This is a genomic window from Sinorhizobium sp. B11 (genome assembly GCA_039725955.1).
Lineage (GTDB): Bacteria > Pseudomonadota > Alphaproteobacteria > Rhizobiales > Rhizobiaceae > Rhizobium.
This window is the reverse complement of sequence record CP091034.1, coordinates 1025612-1051194: the sequence shown is the minus strand read 5'-3', so window position 1 is coordinate 1051194 and position 25583 is coordinate 1025612. Positions and strand designations below refer to the sequence as shown.

Annotated in this window: 21 protein-coding genes; 13 read left to right on the top strand and 8 right to left on the bottom strand. The window is 61.1% G+C overall.

Features of this window, described 5'->3' with window-relative positions:
• Positions 1-89: 89 nt before the first annotated feature.
• The gene (locus LVY75_14960) at positions 90-410 is read right to left on the bottom strand and encodes a TraR/DksA family transcriptional regulator (protein ID XAZ24506.1); all 321 of its coding nucleotides are present in this window, start codon (positions 408-410) and stop codon (positions 90-92) included.
• Positions 411-422: 12 nt separating this feature from the next.
• The gene (locus LVY75_14955) at positions 423-833 is read right to left on the bottom strand and encodes a universal stress protein (protein ID XAZ24505.1); all 411 of its coding nucleotides are present in this window, start codon (positions 831-833) and stop codon (positions 423-425) included.
• 199 nt (positions 834-1032) lie between these two features.
• Here LVY75_14955 and LVY75_14950 point away from each other — a divergent pair, with 199 nt between their 5' ends.
• Positions 1033-1989, top strand: a complete 957-nt coding sequence (locus LVY75_14950) for a VOC family protein (protein ID XAZ24504.1) — start codon at positions 1033-1035, stop codon at positions 1987-1989.
• Between the two features lie 231 nt (positions 1990-2220).
• Positions 2221-5055: a phospholipase D-like domain-containing protein gene (locus LVY75_14945; GenBank protein ID XAZ24503.1), complete on the top strand. Its 2835-nt coding sequence runs from the start codon at positions 2221-2223 to the stop codon at positions 5053-5055.
• A gap of 95 nt (positions 5056-5150) precedes the next feature.
• On the opposite strand, the gene LVY75_14940 is transcribed toward LVY75_14945, so the two are convergent.
• Positions 5151-6224 carry an aldo/keto reductase gene (locus LVY75_14940; GenBank protein ID XAZ24502.1) on the bottom strand — a complete coding sequence of 358 codons (1074 nt, stop codon included), beginning with the start codon at positions 6222-6224 and terminating at the stop codon, positions 5151-5153.
• Between the two features lie 95 nt (positions 6225-6319).
• On the opposite strand from LVY75_14940, the gene LVY75_14935 reads away from it, so the two are divergent.
• The 3 genes from LVY75_14935 to LVY75_14925 all read left to right on the top strand — a co-directional run bounded on the left by LVY75_14935 (position 6320) and on the right by LVY75_14925 (position 9784).
• The gene (locus LVY75_14935; protein XAZ24501.1) at positions 6320-7219 is read left to right on the top strand and encodes a LysR family transcriptional regulator; all 900 of its coding nucleotides are present in this window, start codon (positions 6320-6322) and stop codon (positions 7217-7219) included.
• Between the two features lie 82 nt (positions 7220-7301).
• On the top strand, positions 7302-8468 hold the full coding sequence (locus tag LVY75_14930; GenBank protein XAZ24500.1) for an AI-2E family transporter: 1167 nt from the start codon (positions 7302-7304) through the stop codon (positions 8466-8468).
• A gap of 23 nt (positions 8469-8491) precedes the next feature.
• Entirely contained in the window at positions 8492-9784 is a 1293-nt protein-coding gene (locus LVY75_14925; GenBank protein ID XAZ24499.1) for an FAD-binding oxidoreductase, read from the top strand.
• 108 nt (positions 9785-9892) lie between these two features.
• Here the strand turns inward: LVY75_14925 and LVY75_14920 are convergent, their stop codons facing one another.
• Together LVY75_14920 and LVY75_14915 are read right to left on the bottom strand one after the other, a co-directional pair.
• The gene (locus LVY75_14920; GenBank protein XAZ24498.1) at positions 9893-10675 is read right to left on the bottom strand and encodes a polysaccharide deacetylase family protein; all 783 of its coding nucleotides are present in this window, start codon (positions 10673-10675) and stop codon (positions 9893-9895) included.
• Between the two features lie 161 nt (positions 10676-10836).
• Positions 10837-11229 carry a DUF930 domain-containing protein gene (locus LVY75_14915; protein XAZ24497.1) on the bottom strand — a complete coding sequence of 131 codons (393 nt, stop codon included), beginning with the start codon at positions 11227-11229 and terminating at the stop codon, positions 10837-10839.
• Between the two features lie 233 nt (positions 11230-11462).
• Between LVY75_14915 and LVY75_14910 the strand changes: the two genes are divergently transcribed.
• Together LVY75_14910 and LVY75_14905 are read left to right on the top strand one after the other, a co-directional pair.
• The gene (locus tag LVY75_14910) at positions 11463-13571 is read left to right on the top strand and encodes a S9 family peptidase (GenBank protein XAZ24496.1); all 2109 of its coding nucleotides are present in this window, start codon (positions 11463-11465) and stop codon (positions 13569-13571) included.
• Between the two features lie 52 nt (positions 13572-13623).
• A complete protein-coding gene (locus tag LVY75_14905; GenBank protein ID XAZ24495.1) occupies positions 13624-14151 on the top strand; it encodes a DUF1697 domain-containing protein in 528 nt (175 codons plus the stop codon).
• Here the strand turns inward: LVY75_14905 and LVY75_14900 are convergent.
• Positions 14148-14828, bottom strand: coding sequence for a TetR/AcrR family transcriptional regulator (locus tag LVY75_14900; protein XAZ24494.1), 681 nt, complete (start codon positions 14826-14828; stop codon positions 14148-14150). The two genes, LVY75_14905 and LVY75_14900, sit on opposite strands and share 4 nt — an antisense overlap.
• A 219-nt stretch (positions 14829-15047) precedes the next feature.
• Between LVY75_14900 and LVY75_14895 the strand changes: the two genes are divergently transcribed.
• The gene (locus LVY75_14895) at positions 15048-15995 is read left to right on the top strand and encodes a homocysteine S-methyltransferase family protein (protein ID XAZ24493.1); all 948 of its coding nucleotides are present in this window, start codon (positions 15048-15050) and stop codon (positions 15993-15995) included.
• Positions 15996-16273: 278 nt separating this feature from the next.
• Here LVY75_14895 and LVY75_14890 read toward each other — a convergent pair whose 3' ends face one another.
• A complete protein-coding gene (locus LVY75_14890) occupies positions 16274-17722 on the bottom strand; it encodes a multidrug efflux MFS transporter (protein ID XAZ24492.1) in 1449 nt (482 codons plus the stop codon).
• A 258-nt stretch (positions 17723-17980) separates the two neighbouring features.
• Here LVY75_14890 and LVY75_14885 point away from each other — a divergent pair, with 258 nt between their 5' ends.
• The 4 genes from LVY75_14885 (at position 17981) to LVY75_14870 (ending at position 23076) form a co-directional block, all read left to right on the top strand.
• Entirely contained in the window at positions 17981-19483 is a 1503-nt protein-coding gene (locus LVY75_14885; protein ID XAZ24491.1) for a YdiU family protein, read from the top strand.
• A 48-nt stretch (positions 19484-19531) separates the two neighbouring features.
• The gene (locus LVY75_14880) at positions 19532-20077 is read left to right on the top strand and encodes a glutathione peroxidase (GenBank protein XAZ24490.1); all 546 of its coding nucleotides are present in this window, start codon (positions 19532-19534) and stop codon (positions 20075-20077) included.
• A gap of 121 nt (positions 20078-20198) precedes the next feature.
• Positions 20199-22538, top strand: coding sequence for a glucose/quinate/shikimate family membrane-bound PQQ-dependent dehydrogenase (locus LVY75_14875; GenBank protein XAZ24489.1), 2340 nt, complete (start codon positions 20199-20201; stop codon positions 22536-22538).
• 76 nt (positions 22539-22614) lie between these two features.
• The gene (locus LVY75_14870) at positions 22615-23076 is read left to right on the top strand and encodes a hypothetical protein (GenBank protein XAZ24488.1); all 462 of its coding nucleotides are present in this window, start codon (positions 22615-22617) and stop codon (positions 23074-23076) included.
• A gap of 49 nt (positions 23077-23125) precedes the next feature.
• Here LVY75_14870 and LVY75_14865 read toward each other — a convergent pair whose 3' ends face one another.
• The gene (locus LVY75_14865; GenBank protein XAZ24487.1) at positions 23126-25138 is read right to left on the bottom strand and encodes an adenylate cyclase; all 2013 of its coding nucleotides are present in this window, start codon (positions 25136-25138) and stop codon (positions 23126-23128) included.
• Between the two features lie 176 nt (positions 25139-25314).
• Between LVY75_14865 and LVY75_14860 the strand changes: the two genes are divergently transcribed.
• The gene (locus LVY75_14860; protein XAZ24486.1) at positions 25315-25569 is read left to right on the top strand and encodes a DUF1127 domain-containing protein; all 255 of its coding nucleotides are present in this window, start codon (positions 25315-25317) and stop codon (positions 25567-25569) included.
• Positions 25570-25583: the final 14 nt, after the last annotated feature.

Sequence of the window (25583 nt, the reverse complement as noted above, 5' to 3'; positions counted from 1 at the left end):
TCGCATTGAATTGGGCAAGGCGCAACCGGACGCCTGGTGGCGTCAGGTTAAATCTTTGTGACGAGCCAAGCGTGTTCTTGATGGCGCGCTTACTTGCCCGCCGCGCAATCCTCGCAGAGCGGCGTCTGCGGCAGCACTGCAAGGCGGGCCGCGGAGATCCCGGCGCCGCAGCGGGCACAGGTGCCGTAAGTGCCTTTGGCGATGCGTTCGAGGGCGGCATCAATGGCGCGCAACTCCTCTTCTCCGGCCTGGCCGAGACCTTCCAGCACTTCGTCGTTCTCGTTTTCGATGGCGCGGTCTTCGTCATCGATCGCCTTGGTGCGGCCGAGATCCGTATCGATCTTTCGCAGGCGCGTTGTCAGTTCGTGCCAGCGATCACGCAGGATCTTTTCCTGTAATTTCATGTCCATGGGTTTCACGTCCTACCGGTCCACCAGCACCGAGCACTTGGCGTGACGCACTACGCGATCGGCGGTGGCACCGATGAAGTAGTTGTAGATATCGGGAAGATGCGAGGCGACCATGATGAGATCGGCACCGTGGTTTTCGGCAGCGGCCAGAATGCCGTTGGCGGGCGGACCGTTGCGGACTTCGACGGTGGCCGGAATGCCGGTCTTGGCAACGAGGCTATCCAGCCTGTCACGGCCTTCCTTCATGGCGTTTTCGACGACGTTTGCCGGCAACTCTATAGCGACGTAGGTCGGAATATCCTCGACGACGTTGAGGAGGATGATCTCGCCGCCATCGTCGAGCAGCTTTTCCGCCTTGCGGAAAATCTTCTCGCCTTTTTCGATGCTGCCGATTTCAATCGGAACGATGATCTTCCTGTACATGCGATCCTCCTTGAGGTGTTGCTCTTCGTCGTCAACTATCCTCTCCGGATAGATAAAGCGCATTGACTGATATCAAGTGGAGAGCCAGGCATCGTCAACGTTTTCAGAACGCTTCATCGTCAAAAATGGGCCTTCTGTGAACAATGTGAATAGGCCATATAGATATCAAGTACAGCAGCCGAGGGGAGCTTACAGGCGAATGGACCGGCGAAAATTCCTCGCGCTCGCTACGGGCGGCACACTTGCCGCCACCGCCGGTACGCCTTTTAATTCCAGGGCAGGAGATCATTCCATGACATCATCAGAAACTTCCTATGCGCTGACGCGCCCTGCCTATATCGACCAGTCGCACCTGGTCGTAAAAGACCTGGCGGCGGTCTCCGGTTTCTATCAGAAGATACTTGGTCTGTCGGTGCTCGAAAAGACCGCAAGCGGTGAGGTTCTCGGTGTTGCCAGCCTGCCGCTCCTGACGCTGACGACAGACAACAACGCACGCGAAGCTCCCCGCAACGCCGCAGGCCTGTTTCACACCGCCTTCCTCGTACCCAATCGCACCGAGCTTGCGCGCTGGCTTCGTCATGCTGCGCAGAACAATGTCACGCTCGAAGGCGCGTCCGACCATGTGGTCAGCGAGGCGATCTATCTTTCCGATCCGGAGGGCAACGGCATCGAAATCTATGCCGACCGGCCACATGAAGGCTGGAAATTCCACCCAGACGGCATGGTGGAGATGGCGACCCTGCGGCTGGATCTGCAGGCGCTCTACAACAGCGCCCCCGATGACGCGTGGACCGGAATGGCTGACGGCACTGCGATCGGTCACATCCACCTGCAGGTCGGCGACATCCCGCAGGCGGATGCCTTCTATCGCGACGTGCTTGGCCTGAAGGTGATGGCCCGTTATCCGAGCGCGAGCTTCTTTGCGAGCGGCGGCTATCACCACCATCTCGCCGCCAATATCTGGAACAGCCGCGGCGCCGGCATGCGCGCAGACCACATGACCGGCCTTTCCGACTACAAGATCCGCTTCAACGACAAGGAAACGCTCGACAAGGCCGTGTTGAAGCTCGACGAACTGGAGATCAAGAGCGAGAAACGCGACGGCGGCGTCTTCCTCAGGGATCCGTGGGGTATAGGGCTGACGCTTTCAGCCTAAGGCGACCACCCTCAGACTATATCAGAAGGGTCGTTTCGGAATTTTCCGAAACGACCTTTTTGTTTTCAGGCAATTACCAGTCGCCCAGCCTGGCGATGCAGCGGGTCTCGACGCCATCATGCCGCTGTAATAAACTGGGCGTATCCATCTACTTTGCAACCCTGAATAGATTTCGCAGCCATTCCCGATCGTATCCCAACGAAATGTCCGCCTACGGACTGAGGAGGCAGAATGACAGTCGAGGACTCCCAGCGCGTCAAGCTGGTGGCGCAGCAGGTCGCGGCTGCCAGTCCGCCTGATGTGCAGGCAGATATCCGGGCGCTGATGCACAGCGCCGATAAACCCGAATGGCTTAGCGAAGCCGGCCGCGCCATGAATGTCCGCTATGGGGGCGTGCGCGCCCTGATGAACAAAGACCAGCCTGTCGAGGAAGGGGTGGATATCGGGCCGCCACCTGTTGGTAACGACGAGACTATCGTCTTTGCCGTGGGCACGCCGGTTTTCCTCGTCAAGAACAATGCCGTCGATATCGACAGCGCCCGCGAGGAGGCCAGGGCGTGGCGTCGCATCCTCACGGAAAACGCCGCGAATGTGAACCGGGCGATGGTTTCGATCGGCCGTGTCGATGTAAGCAACGCCGATCGCGACTATGCCGGCACGGCCTGGGTGATCGACGATGGCCTCGTTGTAACCAACCGGCATGTGGCCAATCTTTTCGCCGAAGCAAGCGGCACCGGCTTCAGGTTCAAGATCGGTTTCGACGCACGCCGCGAGATCGGCGTCAATATCGACTTCCTGGAAGAATACGGCAATGACGCCAGCGACGAGGTGAAGATCGAACGCGTCGTCTGGGTGGCGCCGGAAAGCGGGCCCGATGTCGCCTTCCTGAAACTGGAGCAGAAGTCCTCGCCGGTCGGACGTTTGAAACTCGACCTTGCTGTCGATCTGCCAGTGCGCAATCTGCCGGTTGCCGCAATCGGTTATCCGGCCAGCGATTCCCGCTTTTCCGACCAGAGGCTTGCCGAAAAGATCTTTGGCGGCGTCTTCACCAAGAAACGGCTTGCGGTCGGAAACCTGCTGGCCGCCGATGAGAACCGTGTCACGCATTCCTGCTCCACCCTCGGCGGCAATTCCGGCTCTCCGCTGCTCGACATCGGCACCGGGAGGGTGACCGGGCTTCATTACAGCGGCACCGAATTCATCGAGAATGACGCGGTCCCGGCAGCCGTATTGCAGCGCTGCCTGCAACGCGCCCGCGGACTGCTCGAAGCGCCATCGAACGGGGAGATCATCGTGAGCGGCAAGGACGGCAATAGCGGCGGCGGAAGCGGAACAGGCAGCAGCGGCGGGAAAGTAACGTTCACGGTGCCGCTGAAGATCACCGTTGAACTCGATACAGCTGCGCTGCAATCATCGCTTTCCGGCGGACCGACACTCTCTTCTTCGGGATCGACCTTCGTCGTGAATACGGCCGGTTCCGGCACCGATGCGGCAGCGGTCGCGCCGATCGCGATGCCGACCAAGGAACAGGTGTTTGCAGCGGTGCGCAGCGCGCGATCGCAATTTGCCAATCGCGAGGATGTCGTCGCAATCAAACCGGGCTATCGCTTCGAGAATGGCGAGATCACCGATCAGCGCGCCGTCGTGATTGCGGTCAATCGCAAGCTCGAGTTGGGTGCCCTGGAAGCACGCGGCCGCACGAAACTGCCTGATTATATCGATGGCGTTCGCACCGATATCACCGTTGCCTCCGCACAGGATCTCTTCGGCATCGATCTGGACGAAGCCGCGACGGCAAGCTGGCACACGAATTACAAGCCGCGCCCCGATCTGCCACTGAGCCGGCGCCCGGTCAGCGGCAAATTCGTCATCCATACCGGACCCGACGCAAGCTGGCCGCAGCTTGGCCCGTTCCTGTCGAAGACCCGCACCTCGCTGGTCGTTGCCATGTACGATTTCGGAGCGACGAATGTCGCCAATGGCGTGCTGGACGCGGTCAAAGGCCAGGCCGAGACCATCTCCATGGTGCTGCAGATGGGCGGCAAGGTGCATGACGGCGACCTGACGGATGCCGAAGCGGTCGCTCAGATCCGCGATGCGAAGGGTAATAAGTTCGATTTCGCGCCGGCGAGCGTCGGCAAGGACGGCATCTTCGATTCCGCCTATCACATCAAGGTCGCCGTGCGTGACCACAAGGCCATGTGGCTCTCGAGCGGCAACTGGCAAAGTTCCAACCAGCCAAACGTGGCGCCTTTGACGAACAAGGATGACGAGGCATCGGCACTACGGCTCTACAATCGCGAATGGCATGCCATCCTTGAAAACGCTGAGCTCAGCAAACTCTACGAGGCGCATATCCTGCGCGATCTTGCAGAGGCCAAGACGGTGACGGAGGCCGGCATCGTGCCGGAACAGCTGGTGTTCCTGCCAGCCAATCTCGCCATGGATACGCTCGAGGCGCCTCAGAAGCCGCGCTATTTCCAGCCGCTGACCGGCGAGCGCACGATCGACGTGCAGCCGATCCTGACGCCCGACAACTATATCGACGTCGTATTGCCATTCATCCAATCGGCCAAGAGCCGGATCTATTTCCAGAACCAGAGCTTCAATACCAAGACAGTGGGCGACAACTATCGCCGGCTCCTGGATGCGCTGCTTGAAAAGCAAAAGGGTGGCCTCGACGTGCGCATCATCTTCCGCAGCTTCGGCTCCGAGGACCGCGACGTCATCAGCAATGCCAAGGATTACGGCTTCGATACCAACAAGATCCGCAAGCAGAAGAACTGCCATACCAAGGGGATTATCATCGACAGCGAAGCCGTCCTGATGGGCAGCCACAACTGGACGACAGCCGGCACCGGCTTCAACCGCGATGCGAGCCTGATCTTCTATGATGTGGAGATCGCCAAGTTCTACGAGGAAATCTTCCTCTACGACTGGAACCGTATCGGCCCGGCAAAAATAGATGAAAATCTGCCGCCGCCGGTGCTTGCGCCGGCCGGAGCGGAAACGGCACCGCCATCAGGCTACATTGCCGTCCCGCTTTCCATTGCACTTGGGCGGTGAATTTGGAACGGCACGGCTAGGCTTTTCGCAGCAAAGAGTCCAAACGACAAATGGCGCCGTTTCCGGCGCCATTTCCATTTGAATAACCTCGGACTTCAATGACGGGGCTCGATGGTCACCTCGCCGAACATGACGCCGCGCGTTAGCGGCTTGGCGAGGAAATCATGCGGGAAGCCAAGGACAATCGCGCTTGCCTCGGCGAGGCGGGCGCGGTGTTCGTCCGACAGGACAACATCGAGCGCACCAAGATTGTCTTCGAGCTGGGCCATCGTCTTGACGCCCATGATCGGCGAGGTCACGGCCGGATTGGTCAGCGTCCAGGCGATCGCCACCTGTGCCGGCGTCTTGCCGATTTCGGCTGCGACCTGCTTCACGACATCGGCGATGCCGAGACTGCGTTCCGTCAGCGCACCGTTGCCGGCGGCGACATTCTTACGGGTGCCGACCGCACTTGCCGTTCCCGCCCCGATATCGAGATCGGAGCGGCTGTATTTGCCTGTCAGAACGCCCATGCCGAGCGGCGACCAGGGAATGACGCCGAGGCCGAGTTCATGGGCCATGGGGATCAGTTCGCGCTCCACCGTGCGTTCGATCAGGCTGTATTCGATCTGCAAGGCGACCAGCGGCGCCCAACCACGCAGGTCGGCCAGCGTCTGCATGCGCGCAACCTGCCAGGCAGGGGTGTCGGAGATGCCGGCATAAACGATCTTGCCGGCAGTAACGAGATCGTCGAGCCCGCGCATGACCTCTTCGACCGAGGTCGTGAAATCCCAGGCATGCAGGTAGAAGAGATCGATGTAGTCGGTATTCAGTCGCTTCAGACTGTCTTCTACCGAACGGATCATGCTGCGGCGATGATTGCCGCCGGAATTCGGATCTTTCGGGCGCGAGGTAATCGTATATTTGGTGGCGATGACAAGCTCGTCGCGGCGGCCTTCGGCAAAGCGGCCTACGAGTTTTTCCGAGGTGCCGCCGGTATATTGATTGGCGGTATCGATGAAGTTGCCGCCGCGATCGACATAGGCGTCAAACATGCGGCGGGACTCCTCTTCATCCGCGCCCCAGCCCCAGTCTGTTCCGAAGGTCATGGCGCCGAGCGACAGCGGCGAAACGCGCAGGCCGGAACGGCCGAGGAGACGGTAGCGGTCAAGGGACAATGTATCAGTCATGGGTAATCTCCTGTGTTGCAGACAGAAGATGCGCCTTGCCGATACTGACAACAATGCTACATTATCGGCATGGCTTCCTTAGAAAAAAGAGTATAATGCGCGGTAGCGACTATGCGGAACTCAGGGCTTTTGCCGCGATCGCCGAGCACGGCAATTTTGCCCGTGCGGCCGCCCGGCTCGGCATATCCGCCTCCGCGCTCAGCCAGACGATCCGCACGCTCGAGGAGCGGATGGGCATCCGGCTGCTCAACCGCACGACCCGCAGCGTGGCGCCGAGCGAGGCAGGCCAGCGGCTGCTTGCCCGGCTGCTGCCGGCACTTGCCGATCTCGACCAGGCGGTGGCGGATGTTTCTGCGCTGCGCGATACGCCGGCCGGCCTGCTGCGCATCAACGCGCCGCGGGTTGCGATCGTACACAGGCTGGCGCCGCTGATTGCGCCTTTCCACGCGGCCTTTCCCGATATCGTCATGGACATCATCGTGGATGACAAACTCTCCGATATCGTCGCAGACCGCTTCGATGCCGGCATCCGTCTGGGCGAGATGGTGGAAAAGGACATGGTGAGCGTGAAACTCGGCGGCGAGATGCGGCTCGTCGTCGTCGCCTCGCCCGACTACATCGCGCGCCACGGCATCCCGGACACGCCGCGCGACCTGCGCGACCATTCCTGCGTCGTCTCCCGCTGGCCGACGGATGGTAGCCTCTACCACTGGGAATTCGAGCGCGGCGACGAGAAGCTTGAGGTTGCCGTTTCGGGACCGCTCAGCACCACAGACAACGATCTGATGCTGCGGGCCGTGCTCGATGGCGTCGGCATCGGTTATCTCTTCGACTATCACGTCGCGGAACATCTCGCTGCAGGACGGCTGATCAGCATGCTCGACGAGTGGACACCGCCCTTCCCCGGCTTCCACCTCTATTATCCGAGCCGGCGCCAGATGCCGCCGCCGCTACGCGCCTTCGTGGATTTCGTCGCGCGACAGCGGGCTGCCTAGATGGCTCGATACCAGAGGGGAACCTGTGGCAACCCCTGTGCGTTGATTGGCGAAGCAATCGGGCTTCGGGGACTTATCGCACATGGGTATCGCCAACGGCATCCGGAAACAGGCAAGCAAGATCCGTCTTGGCGAACGCCATACCAGCGCATGGGCGCGAACGCTGCAGGAAGCAGCCGAGGGGCTGCCACCGGCACCGGTGCGGCGCGTCGAGAAGGATGGGCTCGATGTCAGCATGGCCTGGGCCATCATCGGCATCTTCGGCATCCTCGGGCTTGCCGCCGTCTATCAGATGTCGCTGATCCTGATCCCGATCACGCTCGCCGTAGTCGTCGGCATGATCCTCGGCATGGCAGCCGAGAAACTTTCGAAGATGGGTGTGCCGCGGCTTGCCAATGCCGTACTGCTTTCCAGCGGCGTCGCGCTTGTCATCTTTTTGCTCGTCAATTCGCTTGCCGGACCACTGACGATGCTTGCCAATGACGCGCCTGATTTCATCGATCGCACCACACAGCGCATCATGCCTTATCTGGAACGGATCGAGTGGCTGCACATCACGCCCGCGACTTTCCAGAGCGGGCCTATGTCCATCGAATCCCTGCTCGCGAATACCGGCAACGTCCTGCACGTGGTGACGACGAACCTGACGCCGGCGCTGGTACAGGGGCTGATCTTCTTTGCTGCCCTGCTGCTCTTTCTTGCCAGCCGTGTCAGCCTACGCAAGACGATAATCATGACCTTCCGCGAGCGTGCGCAGAGGCTCGCGGCAATCCGCGTCATCAATGCCGTGGAACAGGCGCTCGGCTTTTATTTCGCCACAGCCTCTCTGATCTATGTCGCGCTTGGTGTCGTCATGACCATCATCGCCTATGCCGGCGGTCTGCCGACGCCCGTTCTCTGGGGCTTCTTCGCCTTCATCTCGAGCTTCATCCCCTATCTCGGCATCACGATGATGACCTTTGCCGTGGCTATCGCAGGCGTCATGTCCCATGACGGCATCGTCATCGGCCTCATCCCGGCGGCAGCATTCTTCACCGTGCACCTCGTCATGGAGAACCTTATCTTCCCCGCGGTCATGGGGCGGCGGTTGGAGATCAACCCCTTCGTCGTCTTCCTGGCGATCATCTTCTGGACGTGGATGTGGGGGGCGGTCGGCGCCATGCTGGCCCTGCCGCTGTCGCTCGTCGTCATGACCATCATCGACGAACTGCTGATCGAGGAAAAACCACAGCCGCAACTGCCGAAGTAACGACAGCGCCCGGAGACAAGCCTATGGCATCCGACCTGCATCTCAACGAAGCCAGCCACGACGAGCTCGTGGGCGGCTGCTCGCTCTGGGGCAGGAACGGCGTGCAACCGGTCTATCAGCCGCTGGAGCAGAGCTTCAAGGCCGATATCGCCATTATCGGCGGCGGCATCACCGGCGCGCTTGCCGCCGAACATCTGACGGCGCGTGGCTTCTCGGTGGTCGTCATCGACCGCGAACAGCCTGGGCTCGGCAGCACCGCGGCAAGCACGGCGATGCTGCAATGGGAGATCGACCGCACGCTCGGTGAGTTGGAGACCTTTTACGGCTTCGAACGGGCGGCCGGCATCTATCGACGCAGCGCTGCCTGTGTCGCGGGGCTTGCCAAGCTGATTGCCGCCCATGGCATTACCTGCGGTTTCCAGCCCCGCAATACACTCTATCTCGCCAACAACCACGAGGGTGCGCGCGAACTGATGGACGAACGGCAGCTTCGCCGCCGGGCGGGACTGCCGGGCCACTATCTCGAACATCCCGATCTCCTCACCCAATACGAATTCGACCGCGATGCAGCGATCCTCTCACCGGGGTCAGCGCAGGCCGACCCGCTGCTGCTCACCTGGTCTTTGCTGCAGATTGCCTTTTCGCGCGGTGCGCGGCTGATCAACGCCTCGGTGACTGGGCTTCACAGCGAAGGCGGACGCGTCACGACCGAGACGAACGGCGCCCATGTGATCGAGGCGCAGCATGTGGTGCTGGCGACCGGCTATTCCATGCCCGGCCTGGACATGCCGAAGCTGCATCGCGCCAGTTCCAGCTGGGCGCTCGCCACCGTTCCACAGAAGCCTGACGATCTCTGGCGGGATGGCATGCTGCTCTGGGAAGACAGCCATCCCTATCTCTATGTGCGCACCACTGACGACAATCGTATCATCGCCGGCGGCGAGGACGACGACACGACCGACCCCGAAGAGCGCGACCGCAAGCTGCCGGGAAAGGTCATGGCGATCCGGGAAAAGCTGAAGCGGCTATGGCCGAAGGCGGATACACGGGTGGAGCATGCCTGGTGCGGCACCTTCGGTGAGACGGCAGACGGCTTGCCGCTGATAGGTCCTGTGCCCGGCATGGCCGGCGTTTATGCCGCCTACGGCTACGGCGGCAACGGCATCACCTTCTCCTACCTCGCCGGGCAAATGATCGGCGCAATGCTCGCCGGCATGCATCGCGACTGGTTCGAGGATTTCGCCCTCGACAGGGATGCGCCGACCATGCGGAGTTTCGCGGCGGATTGGACGCGGACCGGCGAGGAACTGAGATAAGCCCCGTCCCAGAGCATTTCCGTTTATTTCGAATCAGGAAAGTTCTCTATCTCTTTGCTTTTACGCAATTCCGGACGCAATCCGCTGCACACTTTTGCCGGAATTGCTCTATTCCGTCGTCTTGTCGTCGCCCGTATCAGCAACATCCTGCAGCCGGACGAACTCCGTGCCTTTTGCCTTGAGATCGACGAGCGCCTTGGCGACGCCCTCACCGGCCGCATGGGTCGGCTGGTTGATATGGGAGATGACGACATCGCCATCCTTGGCCGAGGAAATGCGCTTTTCGGTGACCGCCGCACCCAGCAGCGAGCCGCCGTCGCCATTCACGGAATAACCGGCGATGCGGTATCCCATGGCGCGGATCTGGCCGATGGCCGAGAGATCGTATTTGGCAGTCGAGCCCCGGAACCAGTGGGGTGCGGGAATGCCTGATGCGACCATGGCGGCAGCACCGCCCTCCACCTCCTGCCTGACGGCATCGGGCGATCCGGCGGATGCAATGCCATAGACCAGCACCGGCTTGTCGATTGCCGGGATATGCTTCTCGCCGTGATTCTCCAGCTCGAAAAGGTCGGGATTCTGCAGAAAGACGGCAACGGCCTTCGGATTGCGTTTCAGCCAGCGGGCGGTGACGAAGATCGTCGCCGGGATACGCTCGCTGACGAGCGTCGACAGGATGCGCTCATCAGCCTCGCCCATGCAGGCATCGAAGGTGAGCGCGATACGGGCGCGGCCTGATACGTTGGAGCGGGCGATGTGCAGATGCGGCTCAACGAGCTTCGGACCGGCTGCCGCTGGCGTATGGGCTGGCGTGGCAGGAGCAAGTATTTCGGCGGCAAATGCCGACGGGGCAGCCAGGAGCAGCGCAGAAGCGAGAAGACAGCGTTTCATGAAGAATCAGATTCAGTTGATGTTTCAGGCAATATTAAAACAAAGAAACGAAGCGGGCCATGTGGCCTGATGCCGCCCGGCGCGAGCGGTTCATGTCTCAATCTGCCCGCATTCCTGTGCCCGTCACCGGAATGTGAGAGTGACGGGAAGAGGCCGAGGGCTCAATCGTAAAGATAGTATTTTGTCCACTTATCCTTCGGCACCTTGTCACCGATCTTGTACTGCAGGTTACGCACATTGATGTGCTGCGGGCCGGTAATGCAGGTGTAGGAAAGGTGATACCAATCGCCCTTGCTGCGGAAGACGGCGCCGGGGGCTTCGAGGCGGTCATCGCTTGGGATCGGGTCCTTGAATGTGTACGCGATGACCTTGTCCGGCCGGAAGCCGGTGCCGTCCTGGTTGATGCGACTCATGGCTTCGGTATCGCAGCTCTGCTCGAGGCGGGTGGCCGGATCCAGCTTTTCGAGCTGCTTCTTGATGGCGGGATCGACTGCAAGGGCGGACGAGGCTGCAAGGGCTGCAAGCGACATAAACAGGACCAGACGTTTCGGCATTACGGAGAAACCTTTACTGTTATGTATTCATCATAATGCCGCCGGAAGCTTGCCGGAGGCCTGACGCGGGTGCAATTTTCGCGCAGCGCTAGCGGACATTCTTAAACAATGTGGTGACATCAAGGCAACGCGCCGGCCATTTTGTCTCAATAAGGTTCACCGGCCGACGCTTGATCATGACCCGCCGCACCTCTATCTCTTGCCCACCGATACCGCCCTTTACGGAGCTTTCCTTGACCGCTTTCAAGAACCTGCCCGCCCCGCCCGCTGCTGAAAAAAGGCCCGTCTCCGATACGCGGCACGGCATCACGCGCACTGACGACTATGCCTGGCTGCGGGCAGACAACTGGCAGGCCATGTTCAAGGATCCCTCCATCCTCGACGCGGATATCCGCGCCCATCTGGAGGCCGAAAATGGCTACATGAACGCGGCCATGGAAGACACCAAGGCCTTGCAGAAGGTGCTGTTTGCCGAAATGCGCGGCCGCATCAAGGAAGACGACAGCTCGGTCCCGATGAAGGACGGCCCTCATGCCTACGGCACGTCCTTCGTCACCGGCGGCGAGCAGCCCCGCTATTTCCGCATCCCGCGCGATGGCAATGTGAAGGACGAGACGATCCGCACAATCCTTCTCGACGGCGACAAGGAAGCCGCCGGCAAGGCCTATTTCCGACTCGCCGGCCTCGATCATTGCACGGACCACAGCCGCGGCATCTGGGGCTATGACGACAAAGGCTCGGAATTCTTCACGCTCAGGGTTCGCGATCTTTCAAGCCTCGAAGACCTGTCCGACGTGATCGAGAATACCGGTGGCGGCGGGGTCTGGGCGCCCGACGGGAAGAGTTTCTTCTATTCGGCGCTCGACGAGAACCACCGCCCCTCGAAGGTTTTCCACCACGTCCTCGGCACGCCGCAGAGCGAAGACAGGCTGGTTTACGAGGAGGCGGATGCCGGCTTCTTCATGGGCGTCGGCGGCTCGCTGCTCGACGACTTCATTTACATCGACATCCATGACCACGAGACGAGCGAATATCGCCTCTTGTCGACGAAGGACCTGAACGCCGAGCCGAAGCTGGTAGCGGTGCGCGAAGAAGGCATCGAATATTCGCTGACCGAAGGCGGCGACGTCTTTTACATTCTCACCAATGACGGCGGCGCCAAGGATTTCAAGATCATGGAAACGCCCGTTGACAAGCCGGGCAAGGAGAACTGGCGCGAGGTCGTGCCGCACAAGCCGGGCACTCTGATCATCAGCCACATGGCCTATGCTCGCCATCTCCTGTGGCTCGAGCGCAAGGACGGCCTGCCGCAGATCATGATCCGCGACCGCCTGAGCGGCGAAGAACATGCAATCGCCTTCGATGAGGAAGCCTATTCGCTCGGCCTTTCGGGTGCCGCCGAATATGACACAGACGTCATCCGCTTCTCCTATTCCTCGATGACGACGCCCTCGCAGCTTTACGATTACAACATGGTCACCCGCGAGCGCACGCTCTTGAAGACGCAGGAAGTGCCATCGGGCCATAACCCTGACGACTATGTCACCCGCCGCGTCTTTGCGCCGGCATGGGATGGCGAAAAGGTACCGGTGACCCTGCTCTATCGCAAGGATACGCCGCTCGACGGCTCCGCTCCCTGCCTGCTCTATGGCTACGGCGCCTATGGCATTACCATTCCAGCCGGCTTCAACACCAATTGCCTGTCGCTCGCCGATCGCGGCTTCGTCTATGCCATCGCCCATATTCGCGGCGGCAAGGACAAGGGCTTTGCCTGGTACGAAGACGGCAAGATGGACAAGAAGACCAATACGTTCAAGGACTTCATCGCTGCCGCTGACTATCTGAATCAGGAGAAGTTCACGTCCTACGCTGGTATCATCGCCGAGGGCGGGTCTGCCGGCGGCATGCTGATGGGTGCGGTTGCCAACATGGCGCCGGAGAAATTCGCGGGTCTCATCGCCGCCGTTCCTTTCGTCGACGTCCTGAACACCATGCTCGACGACACGCTGCCGCTCACTCCGCCGGAATGGCCGGAATGGGGCAACCCGATCGAGAGCCGCGAAGAATACGAGCAGATCGCCGCCTATTCGCCCTATGACAATGTCGGCGCGAAACCCTATCCGCCGATCCTGGCGCTCGGTGGCCTGACGGACCCGCGCGTCACCTATTGGGAGCCGGCGAAATGGGTCGCAAAGCTGCGCGACAAGACGACGGGTGCCGCACCCATCCTGCTCAAGACCAACATGGACGCTGGCCATGGCGGGGCTTCGGGCCGCTTCCAGCGGCTGGAAGAGATCGCATTCGAATATGCATTTGCGATAAAGGTAGCGGCCAAGATGTAGGGCGCGCGGATGTGGCGTGCCCTGGTGCGCCACTCGCTCAAGGGAGGGAGAAATGGCCGTCTATATCGCGCTGCTGAGAGCCGTGAATGTCGGCGGCACGGGCTCCCTGCCGATGGCCGAGCTGAAGTCGATCTGCGAGCAGCTCGGCTTCACCGACGTGAAGACCTACATCCAGAGCGGCAACGTCCTGTTCCGTTCGGATGGGGCCGAAAAGGCGGTGGAGGAGAAGCTCGACGAGGCACTGGGAAAGAAGATGGGCAAGCGACCGGGCGTTATGGTGCGCAGCCGCAGGGAGCTTGACGGCATCATCGCCCACGCGCCCTTCCCCGACGCCAAGCCGAATTTTCTGCTGGTCTATTTCCTGCCCGAGGCAGCACCCAAGGATGCACTGGAAAAGTTGGTGGCGCCCGATGGCGAGGAAGCAAAGCTCGCCGGGCGCGAAATCTATGTGCACTATCCCATCGGCTCCGGCCGATCGAAGCTGAAGCTTCCGGCACTGAAGGCAGGCACCTCCCGCAACCTCAACACCGTACGCAAGCTTGCCGGCCTGGCGGCTGAGCTGGAAGACGGCAAAGCCTAAAGCTGCTCGCCACTCCTCACCGTGCCATAGATATGTTCATGTCTGACGGCAACGAGCGGCGACTCGATGGCGGGCAGGAAGAGCATCCTCACGAAGATGCGCAGCATCAGCACCTGTTCGGCGAGCGTATTCGGCTCCTTCAGCGTCTTTGAGAGAACGATGCCGCCTTCCAGCACCGAAGAAACCATATCGGCGAGCTGGTCGACATCGACGGGCTCGCGTGGCGAATAGACTTCCATGATCTCGCGGAACATGCGGCCGAAGCGGCGGCGCCAGGCAAGTACGGCATTGCGGTTTGTCTCCTGGATCTCGCGATCGAAGAGCCGCTCGTAATAGCAGACTGTCGCCACGAGGCAGCCCGGATGGCCGTTCGGCAGGTCGGCGACCAGTTCGGAGAGCAGCTTCAAGCCCAGCAGAAAGGATTGAAGCGGATCATCCATCAGATCGCGCGCACGGCTGAAGATCTCGTCATAGATGCGTTCGTCGTTTTCGATGTAGCGGTTGAGCAGCGCTTTCGCGAGCTCGTTCTTGTCCTTGAAGTGGTAAAAGAAGCCGCTCTTGGTAATGCCGGTTTCGACGATCAATTCCTCGATGGACGTGCCGCCGAACCCCTTCTGCAGGACCGCTGCTTCCGCCACATCAAGGATGCGATTCCGCGTTTCTTCGCCCTTTCGCATGTTCCCCTCCTGTACCCACGGTACAGTTTTCTGGACAGCTAGATCGAGCCCGCCTGCGCCCCCGGCAGCACCGGCCCATGCAAGGGATTGATTTCAATCCGCAAAATTCGAAACCTGTGATAGTATACCGCAAGTCGCCTAGTTTGACACCAGAATAAGCGGCAGAACATGACCATCGACGGCAGTCATTTCAGGCGCCTCGACTGGAGAGGTTTCACGATGGCAAAGTACAGGCATGGGTTGCCGCAGCTTAAAGGCGGCGCCTTCATTAGCGATGGCGGCATGGAAACCACGATGATCTTTCAAGAAGGCATCGATCTTCCGCATTTCGCCTCCTTCGTATTGCTGGCATCCGAAGACGGGCGGGAGCGCACGAAGAACTACTATCGCCGCTACCTGGATATCGCCCGGCGACACGGCACGGGCTTCGTGCTCGACACCGCCACATGGCGTGCCAATCCCGACTGGGGTCAGAAGCTCAACTATACGACCGAAGCGCTGCAAACAGCAAACGAGCAAGCCGTCGAACTGCTCGTGGGCTTGCGCCACGACTATGAGCGACCGGAGCAGCCAATTGTCGTCAGCGGCGCCATCGGCCCGCGTGGCGACGGCTACAAGGCGGGCGTCATGAGCGCCGACGAAGCGGAGGACTATCACGCCTTCCAGATCGAGACCTTCGCCGGCACCGAGGCCGATATGGTCGCTGCTTTCACGCTGACCAATATCGATGAGGCGATCGGTATTGCGCGGGCAGCCAGCACGCTCGGCATGCCCTGTGCCATCTCCTTCACGCTGGAGACGGATGGCAGGCTGGTGACCGGCCGCAGCCTTCAGGATGCGATCGAGACGACGGATGCGGCCACCGGCGGATCGCCGGCCTACTACATGATCAACTGCGCCCACCCGACGCATTTCGAGGCGGCGCTCGATCATGGCAGCGGCTGGGTAAAGCGCATTTCCGGCATCCGCGCCAACGCTTCGACCATGAGCCATGAACAGCTCGACAATAGTGAAGTGCTGGATGCCGGCGACCCTGCCGATCTGGGCCAGCGCTACCGCGAGCTCCTTCGCCGCATGCCGCAGGTGCACGTGCTCGGCGGCTGCTGCGGCACCGACCACCGCCATGTTGCGGCGATCTGCGAAGCGTGCCTGCCCCGGGCGGCGTGACGGAGTGATCGGGAGGGCATGGCGTGACGATGGTGGGGGCAATGACACGCCGGCGCAGCTGGCGTGATCTGTGGCTTGCGATTAAAGGGCAACAGACGCAAGCCGAACCGGAGGCGGCTGTGGAGGTGGCATGCAGGATATGGATCTTGCGGCCTTCGAGGACCTCGACCGCCGCATGGCCTACGGGCTCCAGGCGGACCAACGCAAGGCGCGTCCATTGCGGCGCAGGCGATTGCGGGAACCTGTCGGCCTCTGACGAAGAGGAAGGCGCCTCAGCTTCAGGCTGCGGCGCCTTTCTTGTGCTTGACCCTGTAGCCGCTGATCTCTTCGCCCGCCGTCGGCGAGAAGCGCAGGTTCCAGATGGTGGCGCTGATCGAAATGATCGCAACCACGATGAAGGCGGCGGAGAAATCGCCAAGCTTCGGCGTTTCGACATCGTTGAACGCCATCGAGGCATGCAGCGCCAGTGCGCCGATGCAGATGCCGAGCGAGAGCATCAGCTGCTGGAAGGTGGTGTAGAAGCTCGTGGCCGAGCTCATGCGTTCCTGGCTGATCTCGTCATAGGCGATGGTATTATAGGCGGTGAACTGGAACGACATGAAGAAGGCGCTGAGCACGAGCGCGATGAAGATCAGCGGCATCGGCCAATCCGGCCGGAAGGCGGCGCAGAGACCATAACCGATCGTGCCGAGAATGCCGTTGATAATAAGGCTTCGGCGGAAACCGAAACGGCGGAAGACGGCCTTTGCCAGGGGTTTCATGAACAGCGCGCCGAGTGCGGTGGAAATGACGATCTGCCCCGCGGCGGCGGCCGAAAGACCAAAGCCGATCTGGAAGAGCAGCGGCAGCAGGAAGGGCTGCGCGCCCTGCGTGATGCGCGTCAGCGAACCGGCGATGACAGAGGTGCCGAAGCTCGGCACCCTCATCAGCGAGAAATCCATGATCGGGGCCGGATGCCGGCGCGCATGGCGCAGATAGGCAATGCCGAAGAGCAGGCCGATCGCAATGAGGAAGATCGAGAAGGAACCCTGCCCTTCATGGCTCGACAATTCGAAGCCGAACAGCATCGAGCCGAGCGAAATGCCCGAGAGGATGAAGCCGATCGTATCGAAGGGACCGGCGGCCTTGCCCTTCACCTCGTCGATATAGATCGACACGAAGATCATGCCGATGATGCCGATCGGCACGTTGATGTAGAAGATCCAACGCCAGTCGAGATAGGTGACGATGAAGCCGCCGAGTGGAGGGCCGACGATCGGGCCGATCAGCGCCGGCACCAGCAGCCAGGACATGGCGCTGACCATATCCTTGCGGTCGACGCTGCGCATCAGCACCAGACGGCCGACCGGCATCATCATGGCACCGCCGATGCCCTGCAGCAGGCGGGCAAGCACGAGGAACGTCAAGGTCGGCGCAAAGGCACAGAGGATCGAGCCAACCACGAAGACGGCGATCGCCGAGCGGAAGACGGTGCGCGAGCCGAAACTGTCTGCCACGCGGCCGCTGGCGGGAATGAAGATCGCAAGGCTGAGCAGGTAGGAAGTCAGCGCAATCGACATGGCCGGGGCGTCGACGCCGAAATCGCGCGCCATCGTCGGCAGCGCGGTCGCCAGCACGGTTGCGTCGACATTTTCCATGAGCATGGCACTCGCGACAATCATCGCGATCACCCGGAAATTGGGTGCTGCACGCCGGACCATCGGCGCATGATAAATCTGATCCGACATCGTCAGGGATCACTCGCAAAGGCGCAGCGGAGCACACGGGGCGACAGGGCCGCGGGGATGACATGGCAAAAATGCCAAGAGGAGATGGTTTTGCTATACGCCTGCAATCATGGCGGCGCTATGTCTTTTATGGCACATCTGCTTTGCAGAGAGGTAAAGGCCGATCACCATTCCTTGCACTTTTTTGCCCTTCGTGAAGCGGATGGTTTGGACCTAAGGCGGCTTGCGTGACCGCATCTGCGGCCCTACCTATTAGTCATGACCTCCGCCCCGCAGACAAACCCGCCGGAAAACGCCTTCGGCTTCGACAACAGCTATGTGCGGCTACCGCAGAACTTCTTCGCCCTGCAGGCGCCAACGCAGGTGGCCGAGCCGTGGCTGATCAAGCTCAACGAACCGCTGGCTAGAGAACTGGGGCTTGATGTCGAGGTCCTGAAGCGCGATGGCGCAGCAATTTTTTCCGGAAATCTCGTGCCTGGCGGCGCGGAGCCGCTGGCGATGGCCTATTCCGGCCATCAGTTCGGGCATTTCGTGCCACTGCTCGGCGACGGGCGCGCGATCCTTCTCGGAGAAGTGATCGACCGCAACGGGAAGCGCCGCGATATCCAGCTCAAGGGCGCGGGCCAGACGCCGTTTTCGCGCCGGGGCGACGGGCGGGCAGCTCTCGGTCCGGTGCTGCGTGAATATATCATCAGCGAAGCGATGTTTGCGCTCGGCATTCCCGCCACGCGGGCGCTTGCCGCCGTGCTGACCGGCGAAGGCGTTCGGCGTGAGGATATCTTGCCGGGCGCCGTCTTCACGCGCGTCGCAGCAAGCCATATCCGCGTCGGTACCTTCCAGTATCTTTCCGCTGGTGGCGACGAGGACGGCATCAAGGCACTCGCAGATCATGTCATCGAACGGCACTATCCCGAGCTGAGGGCGGCGGAAAATCCCTATCTCGCGCTCTATGAAGCTGTCTGCGACCGGCAGGCGGCGCTGATCGCCCGCTGGCTGCAGGTGGGCTTCATCCATGGAGTGATGAATACCGACAATATGACGATCTCGGGCGAGACGATCGATTTCGGTCCCTGCGCCTTCATGGATATCTACGATCCGATGACGGTGTTCTCGTCGATCGACCAGCATGGGCGCTACGCCTATGCCAATCAGCCGGGTATCGGGCAATGGAACCTGGCGCGGCTCGGTGAAGCGCTGCTGCCGCTTGTTGATGCCGACAAAGACAAGGCGATCGAGCATGCCAACGCCATCATCAAGGCCTATGGCGAGCGTTTCCACGCCTATTGGCTGCAGGGCATGCGCGGCAAGATCGGTCTGACTTCAATCGAAGACGGCGATCTCGAACTCATCCAGTCATTGCTGGCGCTGATGCAGGCAGGGGGCGCAGATTTTACGCTGACCTTCCGGCGGCTGTCGGCCGTTGCAGGCGACGAGGCGTCCGAGGCGGTATTCACATCGACTTTCCGCGAGCCTGCTGCCGGCACCGAATGGCTGGCGCGCTGGCGCGAGCGGCTTTCGCGCGATCCGCAGATGCCCAGTGATCGGGCTGCAGCAATGAAGCAGGTCAATCCGGCCTTCATTGCGCGCAACCATCGGGTCGAGCAGGCGATCGAGGCGGCCGTTGAGGACGGCGATTTTTCGCTGTTCGAGGCACTGCTCACAGTTCTTTCGCACCCCTACGAGGAGCAGCCGGCGTTTACAGCCTATATGGACCCGCCGAAGCCGGAAGAGCGGGTGCTCCAGACCTTCTGCGGAACCTGATTTCAGACAGTTCCAATTCAATTCGCCCCATATTCATTGGAGATAAAAATGACTGACCTTCTCGATATTCCGGTCAAGACAGTGCAAGGACGTGAGACGACGCTCAACGAATATCGCGGCCAGGTGCTGCTCATCGTCAATGTCGCCTCCAAGTGCGGCCTGACGGTGCAGTATGAAGGGCTTGAAAAGCTCTATGCCGACAAGCGCGAGCGCGGCTTCGTCATCGCCGGCTTCCCGGCCAATGACTTCAAGGGCCAGGAGCCGGGCACGGATGCGGAAATCCTGGATTTCTGCACCAGCACCTTCGGCGTCGATTTCCCGATGTTCTCGAAGATTTCCGTCAAGGGACCGGACAAGCACCCGCTCTACAAGAACCTGACCGGCTCCGAAGTGGAAACGACAGGCGAAGGGCCGATGCGTGAGCGGCTGAAGGGCGCCGGCCTTGCCGGCGACGACAAGGAAATCCTCTGGAACTTCGAGAAATTCCTTGTCGGCCGCAATGGCAAGGTCGTTGCCCGTTTCGCCCCCGACGTCACGGCGGACGACAACCGCCTCGTCTCGGCAATCGACCGCGAGCTTGCAAAAGCCAACTAGCGCGCCTGTTTCAACCGCGGCCAAATGCGGCGGTTGAAAGGCAGGCCTCCCGCTCTATCTGCCTGATCGGCGTATGTTTTTCGCCATTCTCCGATCCGGCTAACCAGCGGGAGACTGCCTTATGGCAATCGTCATTACCTCCATACTCTTCATCATTTTCGGACTGACGCTCGGCGGCGGCGGGCTGTGGCTCGTCACGCTTGGCGGCAGTGTCTTCTATCTCTTCGCGGGACTGATGTTCCTGCTGACGGCAGGCCTGCTTCTCATGCGCAAGGCAGTCGCGCTGTGGGTCTATGCAGTACTCGTTGTCGTGGCTCTCGCCTGGGCAATCTGGGAGGTGGGGTTCGACTGGTGGCAGCTCGGCCCGCGCGGCGGCCTGATCATCCTCTTCGGGCTCTGGCTGCTGACGCCATGGATCCGCAGGCCGCTCGGCTTTCGCAGCCCGACCGGCATCTATTACGGTGCCAATCCCTGGCCGCTGGCCATTCCGGTCATTCTCGCCATCATCGTCGCCGGATATTCCATGACGACGGATCCGCACGACCTCGCCGGCGATCTGCCGACGCAATCATCCGCTGCAACGCCGGCTTTTGGTGGCAATGTGCCTGACGGCGAATGGCATCAATATGGCCGCACGCCCTACGGCCAGCGCTATTCGCCGCTTGACCAGATCACTGTGCAAAATGTTTCCACCCTCGATGAGGTATGGCGCTACCAGACCGGCGACGTGAAGAAGCCCGACGATGTCGGCGAGACCACCTATCAGGTGACCCCGCTGAAAGTCGGCAACACGCTTTATCTCTGCACGCCGCACAATTGGGCGATTGCGCTCGATGCCAAGACCGGCCAGCAGAAATGGAAATATGACGCCAATTCCGGCATGAACCCGGACCGGCAGCACCAGACTTGCCGCGGCGTGACCTATTACAGCGACGAGGCGACACCTGCCGGCCAGCCCTGCAAGGAGCGTGTGTACCTGCCAACTTCGGATGCGCGCCTCATCGCGCTCGACGCGACCAACGGGCAGGTCTGCGCGAGCTTTGCCGACCATGGCGTGCTGCAGCTACAGACCGGCATGCAATACAATCCGGCCGGCTACTACTACTCCACGTCGCCGCCGGTCGCCGTCGCGGGCAAGATCATCATCGGCGGGGCGGTTAACGACAACTATTCGACGAAAGAGCAGTCCGGCGTCATCCGCGCCTATGACATCAACAGCGGCGCGCTGATCTGGAACTGGGATTCCGGCAATCCCGACCAGACGACACCGTTGGCCGAGGGCCAGCATTACACGACGAATTCGCCGAACAGCTGGTCGGTCTTCAGCGTCGATGACCAGCTCGGCATGGTCTATATCCCGCTCGGCAACCAGGTGCCGGACCAGCTCGGCATGAACCGCAGCGCCAATGTCGAGAAGTTCTCGTCGTCGGTCGTGGCGCTCGACATCAATACGGGCCAGCTGCGATGGGTGCAGCAATTCGTCCACCACGATCTCTGGGACATGGACGTGCCGGCCCAGCCGGTGCTCGTGGACCTGACGAAGCAAGATGGGACAGCGGTGCCGGCGCTCGTCGCGCCTACCAAGCAGGGCGACATCTACGTGCTCGACCGGCGCACCGGCCAACCGATCATTCCCTTCAAGGAGATTCCGGCACCCGGTGGCACGATCCCGGAAGATCATAGCGCGCCGACCCAGCCGATCTCCGATCTCACCTTCTCCCCTGAGCCGCTGCAGGAAAAGGACATGTGGGGCGTCTCGCTGTTCGACCAGCTTGCCTGCCGCATCGAATTCCACCGCTACAAATACGAGGGCCGCTATACACCGCCCTCGCTGCAGGGAACGATCGTCTATCCCGGCAATTTCGGCACGTTCAACTGGGGTTCGGTCGCCGTCGATCCGGAACGCCAGGTGATGTTTGCCATGCCGACCTACCTGGCCTTCACCTCGCGCCTGGTACCGGCCGCCGATATTCCGCCGCGTGGCCAGGATGAGAAGGGCAGCGAACAGGGCCTCAACCGCAATGACGGTGCGCCCTACGGCGTATTCATGGGTCCCTTCCTCGGGCCGCTGCAGATTCCCTGCCAGGCGCCGCCTTGGGGTTATGTCGCCGGCGTGGATCTCCGCACCGGCCGCATCGCCTATATGCACAAGAACGGCACGGTGCACGACATGACGCCGCTGCCCCTGCCCTTCAAGGTGGGCGTGCCCGGTATCGGCGGGCCAATGATGACCAAGGGCGGCGTCGCCTTCCTGGGCGCCGCCGTCGACAACTATCTGCGCGCCTATGACGTGACGAACGGCCGACAATTGTGGGAAGCCCGGCTTCCGGCCGGCGGTCAGGCGACGCCGATGACCTATATGACGGATGACAACAAGCAATATGTCGTCATGGTTGCGGGCGGCCACGGTTCGGTCGGCACCAAGCCGGGGGACTACGTGATCGCCTACTCGCTGCCGTAGTGCAACCAGAAGGAGACACCAGCTCCGGGCAGGTTTGCCCCATCATACTGCTACCGTTTTTCAGGGGGATTTTTTCATGGAAATCGGTAGCAGCCTTTCAATTTACTCTGGCCTTGGTGCACTTTTCGAGCAGGGCAAATCCAAGAATAAGCAGGCCGACGAATTTGGCGGCAGTGCGCGTAATCAATCCGGCGCCGGCCTGCAGCCGAGCGCGACCCCGCCGTCGATCGCCAATACGATGTGGGCGGTACAAGCCGGCAACGAGACCTATATCAACCCGTCGGACGCCGAAATGGAAGCCAAGGCCGCACACAGGAGCCTGGTCGATGAGTTCACCGACTGGAGCAACATGGACCCGGCCGAATTCATCCGTGCCCGTTACCTGGAATCACGCGGCCTGACCGAGGACGACCTGAAGGCCATGCCTGCCGATCAGCGCGAGGCGATCGAGAAGGAAATTGCCGAACAGATTAAACGCGAACTCGCCGGCATTGAGGATGACGGAACCGCGACAACAGACGACATTCCAGCCGCCTGAGGCCGCAACACCAACCGACATACGGCGGAAAGCACACTCCGCCGCTTTTCTACTCCGGCAACCCCGCCATTCGAAGAGCCTCGATATATCGGTTACGGTCGTCCGGTCGCCGAAACGGCGGCAGGATATCGGCAAGATTCGAAAGCCGGAGCGCGGGATCCAACTGGCACAGGCGGGCGATCGTTCCCTGCGCTTCCGCACTCCGCCCGCTCATGACCTGACTTGCCGCCATAACACGCATCGCGCTCGGATAATTCGGCTGGTGGCGTAACGATCTCGCCGCCCAGACGGCGGCATCTTCGTAATGTCCGGCGCAGAAATGAGCCAGGCCGGTGTTGAACTGCCAGGCAAACAGGCGAGGATCCAAAGGGCTCAGACGCATGGCGAGGGCTGCATGTTCGACGGCCTTGTCGGGCTCGCCAAGGCAGGTCTTCACCCAGCTGCTGGTGCCCAGAGCAGCGGCGAGATTCGGATTGAGGAAGAGCGCGCGATCGATACAGGCCGCACTATCATCAAGGTCGCCGCCGACATAGCCGAGGACATATCCACCGTAGGAGAGCGCAACCGCATCGTCCCAGCCGAGTTCGACCGCTCTTCTCGCCAGTCGGGTCGCTTCAGCAATCTCCTCGGCGGGATTGGCCATCCAGCCATTGCTCTTTCGGGTCGCGTAGCATCGCGCCGCCCGGGCATACGCTATGGCGAACTCCGGGTCGCGCTCGATCGCCTTCATGAACAGCCGCAGGGCCTCATCGGTGACCGATCTATTGGTGACCGTCCGGTCAAACGCCGCCAGCCCGCGCAGATAATAGTCGTAAGCGTCAAGGCTCTCCGTCGGCTTGCGTTTGGCGCGCTCTATCTCCGCCTCCTCTACTTTCGGCGTTATCGCGCCGACGATACTAGAGGCCACCTGATCCTGAAGATCGAATATATTTGCAAGCGTCCCATCAAAACGGTCTGCCCAAAGGTGCGCACCCGTCGACGTGTCGATGAGTTGTCCGGCAATGCGGAGCCGGTCTCCCGTCCGACGCACACTTCCCTCGACCACATAGCGCACGTCCAACTCGCGCCCGACCTGCTTGATGTCGACGGCCTGCCCTTTGTAGGTAAAGCTCGAATTCCGCGCGATGACGTAGAGATGGCGGAATTGGGCAAGGGCGATCGTGATATCCTCCACGATGCCATCGGCAAAATATTCCTGCTCCGCATCGCCGCTCAAATTCTGAAATGGCAATACCGCAACCGAGGGCCGATCGTGATGCTTCGTCGGGGCTGAGAAGGCCTGCATCTGCGAGATGACGTCAGGCCCCGGTTCGGCCCGCTGATGTAAGGGTTGTTGTCGCGACTGCAGCGAAACGGCCAGGGAGGACGTCTCCGCTTCGGGTTCGGCGCCGAGATGCTTCTTCACGAGGGCCCGGCAGGCCTCGAACTGTCGCATGGCCGCATTCTCGTGTCCCCTGAGAATATGCATCCGCATCAGAGCCCGGTGAGCTGGCTCTATCGTCGGGTCCGAGGCGAGCAATCTCTCTGCGAGCCCTTCGCAGGCTGGCTCTTCGGCGGAGCCCGGATCGGTGAGCATGAGGCTCAACCGCTCCACGAGTTGCAGCGCCTTGCGCCGATATGTGCTCTGGTAAGGTCCGAACCACTCATCGAGCCCGTCCGGAATGGACTCGCCCGCAAGCATCTCACCGCGGTAGAGGTCTGCTGCAAAGGCAAGATCAGCGGCTCCGCCCGCCTCCAGCTTCCGGTCGAAGATCGAAATGTCGGCTTCGTCCGGGCCGAAAATCAGGACGACCGTCTCCTGATCTCCGTCGATGTAGACAGTGGCTTCGCTGCTCGCCGGAAACGCCCGCCTGATATCGACCAGCGCCTGCCGCAAGCTATTGCGGGCCTGTTCATTGCTTCGTCCCGGCCAGAAGGCTTCGGAAAGCAATTCCCGGCGACAGCCGCGGCGCCCTGCAAGAACCAGAGCAGCAAAAAGAAGCGACGTCTTGCGCGTGGCGAAGCGTACTTGCCGGTCTTCCGGGGAGGCAACTTCGAGGCCGCCTAGCAACCTGATACGCACAGAAAGCCTCCCGATTTGGATCGCCGCTGCAGAATAGCATTTGGGAAGACGGATTTAACACCGATTTAGCGGCGGCTTGTCGAAGTTTTCCTGGCCGTTCACGCCCAGCCCAACAGGCCGAAAACACCCCCATGGCACATTCCCACCCGCACATTTCACAAATAGGAGACTGGGAAATGGCTCACACGGAAACTCACGCCGCCGCCAGCGCGCCGATACAACAGGTGTCCGAGTCCAGGCTGAACAACATCACAATATTGACTGCTGCATTGGCCGCTGCCGTGAGGCAGTGGCGCAGAGCTGCCGCCAGGCAGAGGGTGCTGGCAGACCTGACGCCCGATCAGCTGAGAGATATCGGTCAACCCGAAATCAATCGCCCGATGCTCGAAGTCAAAGCAGGTCTGATCACGAACTTGATGTCAATGCGATAACCGGCAGGTTCAAT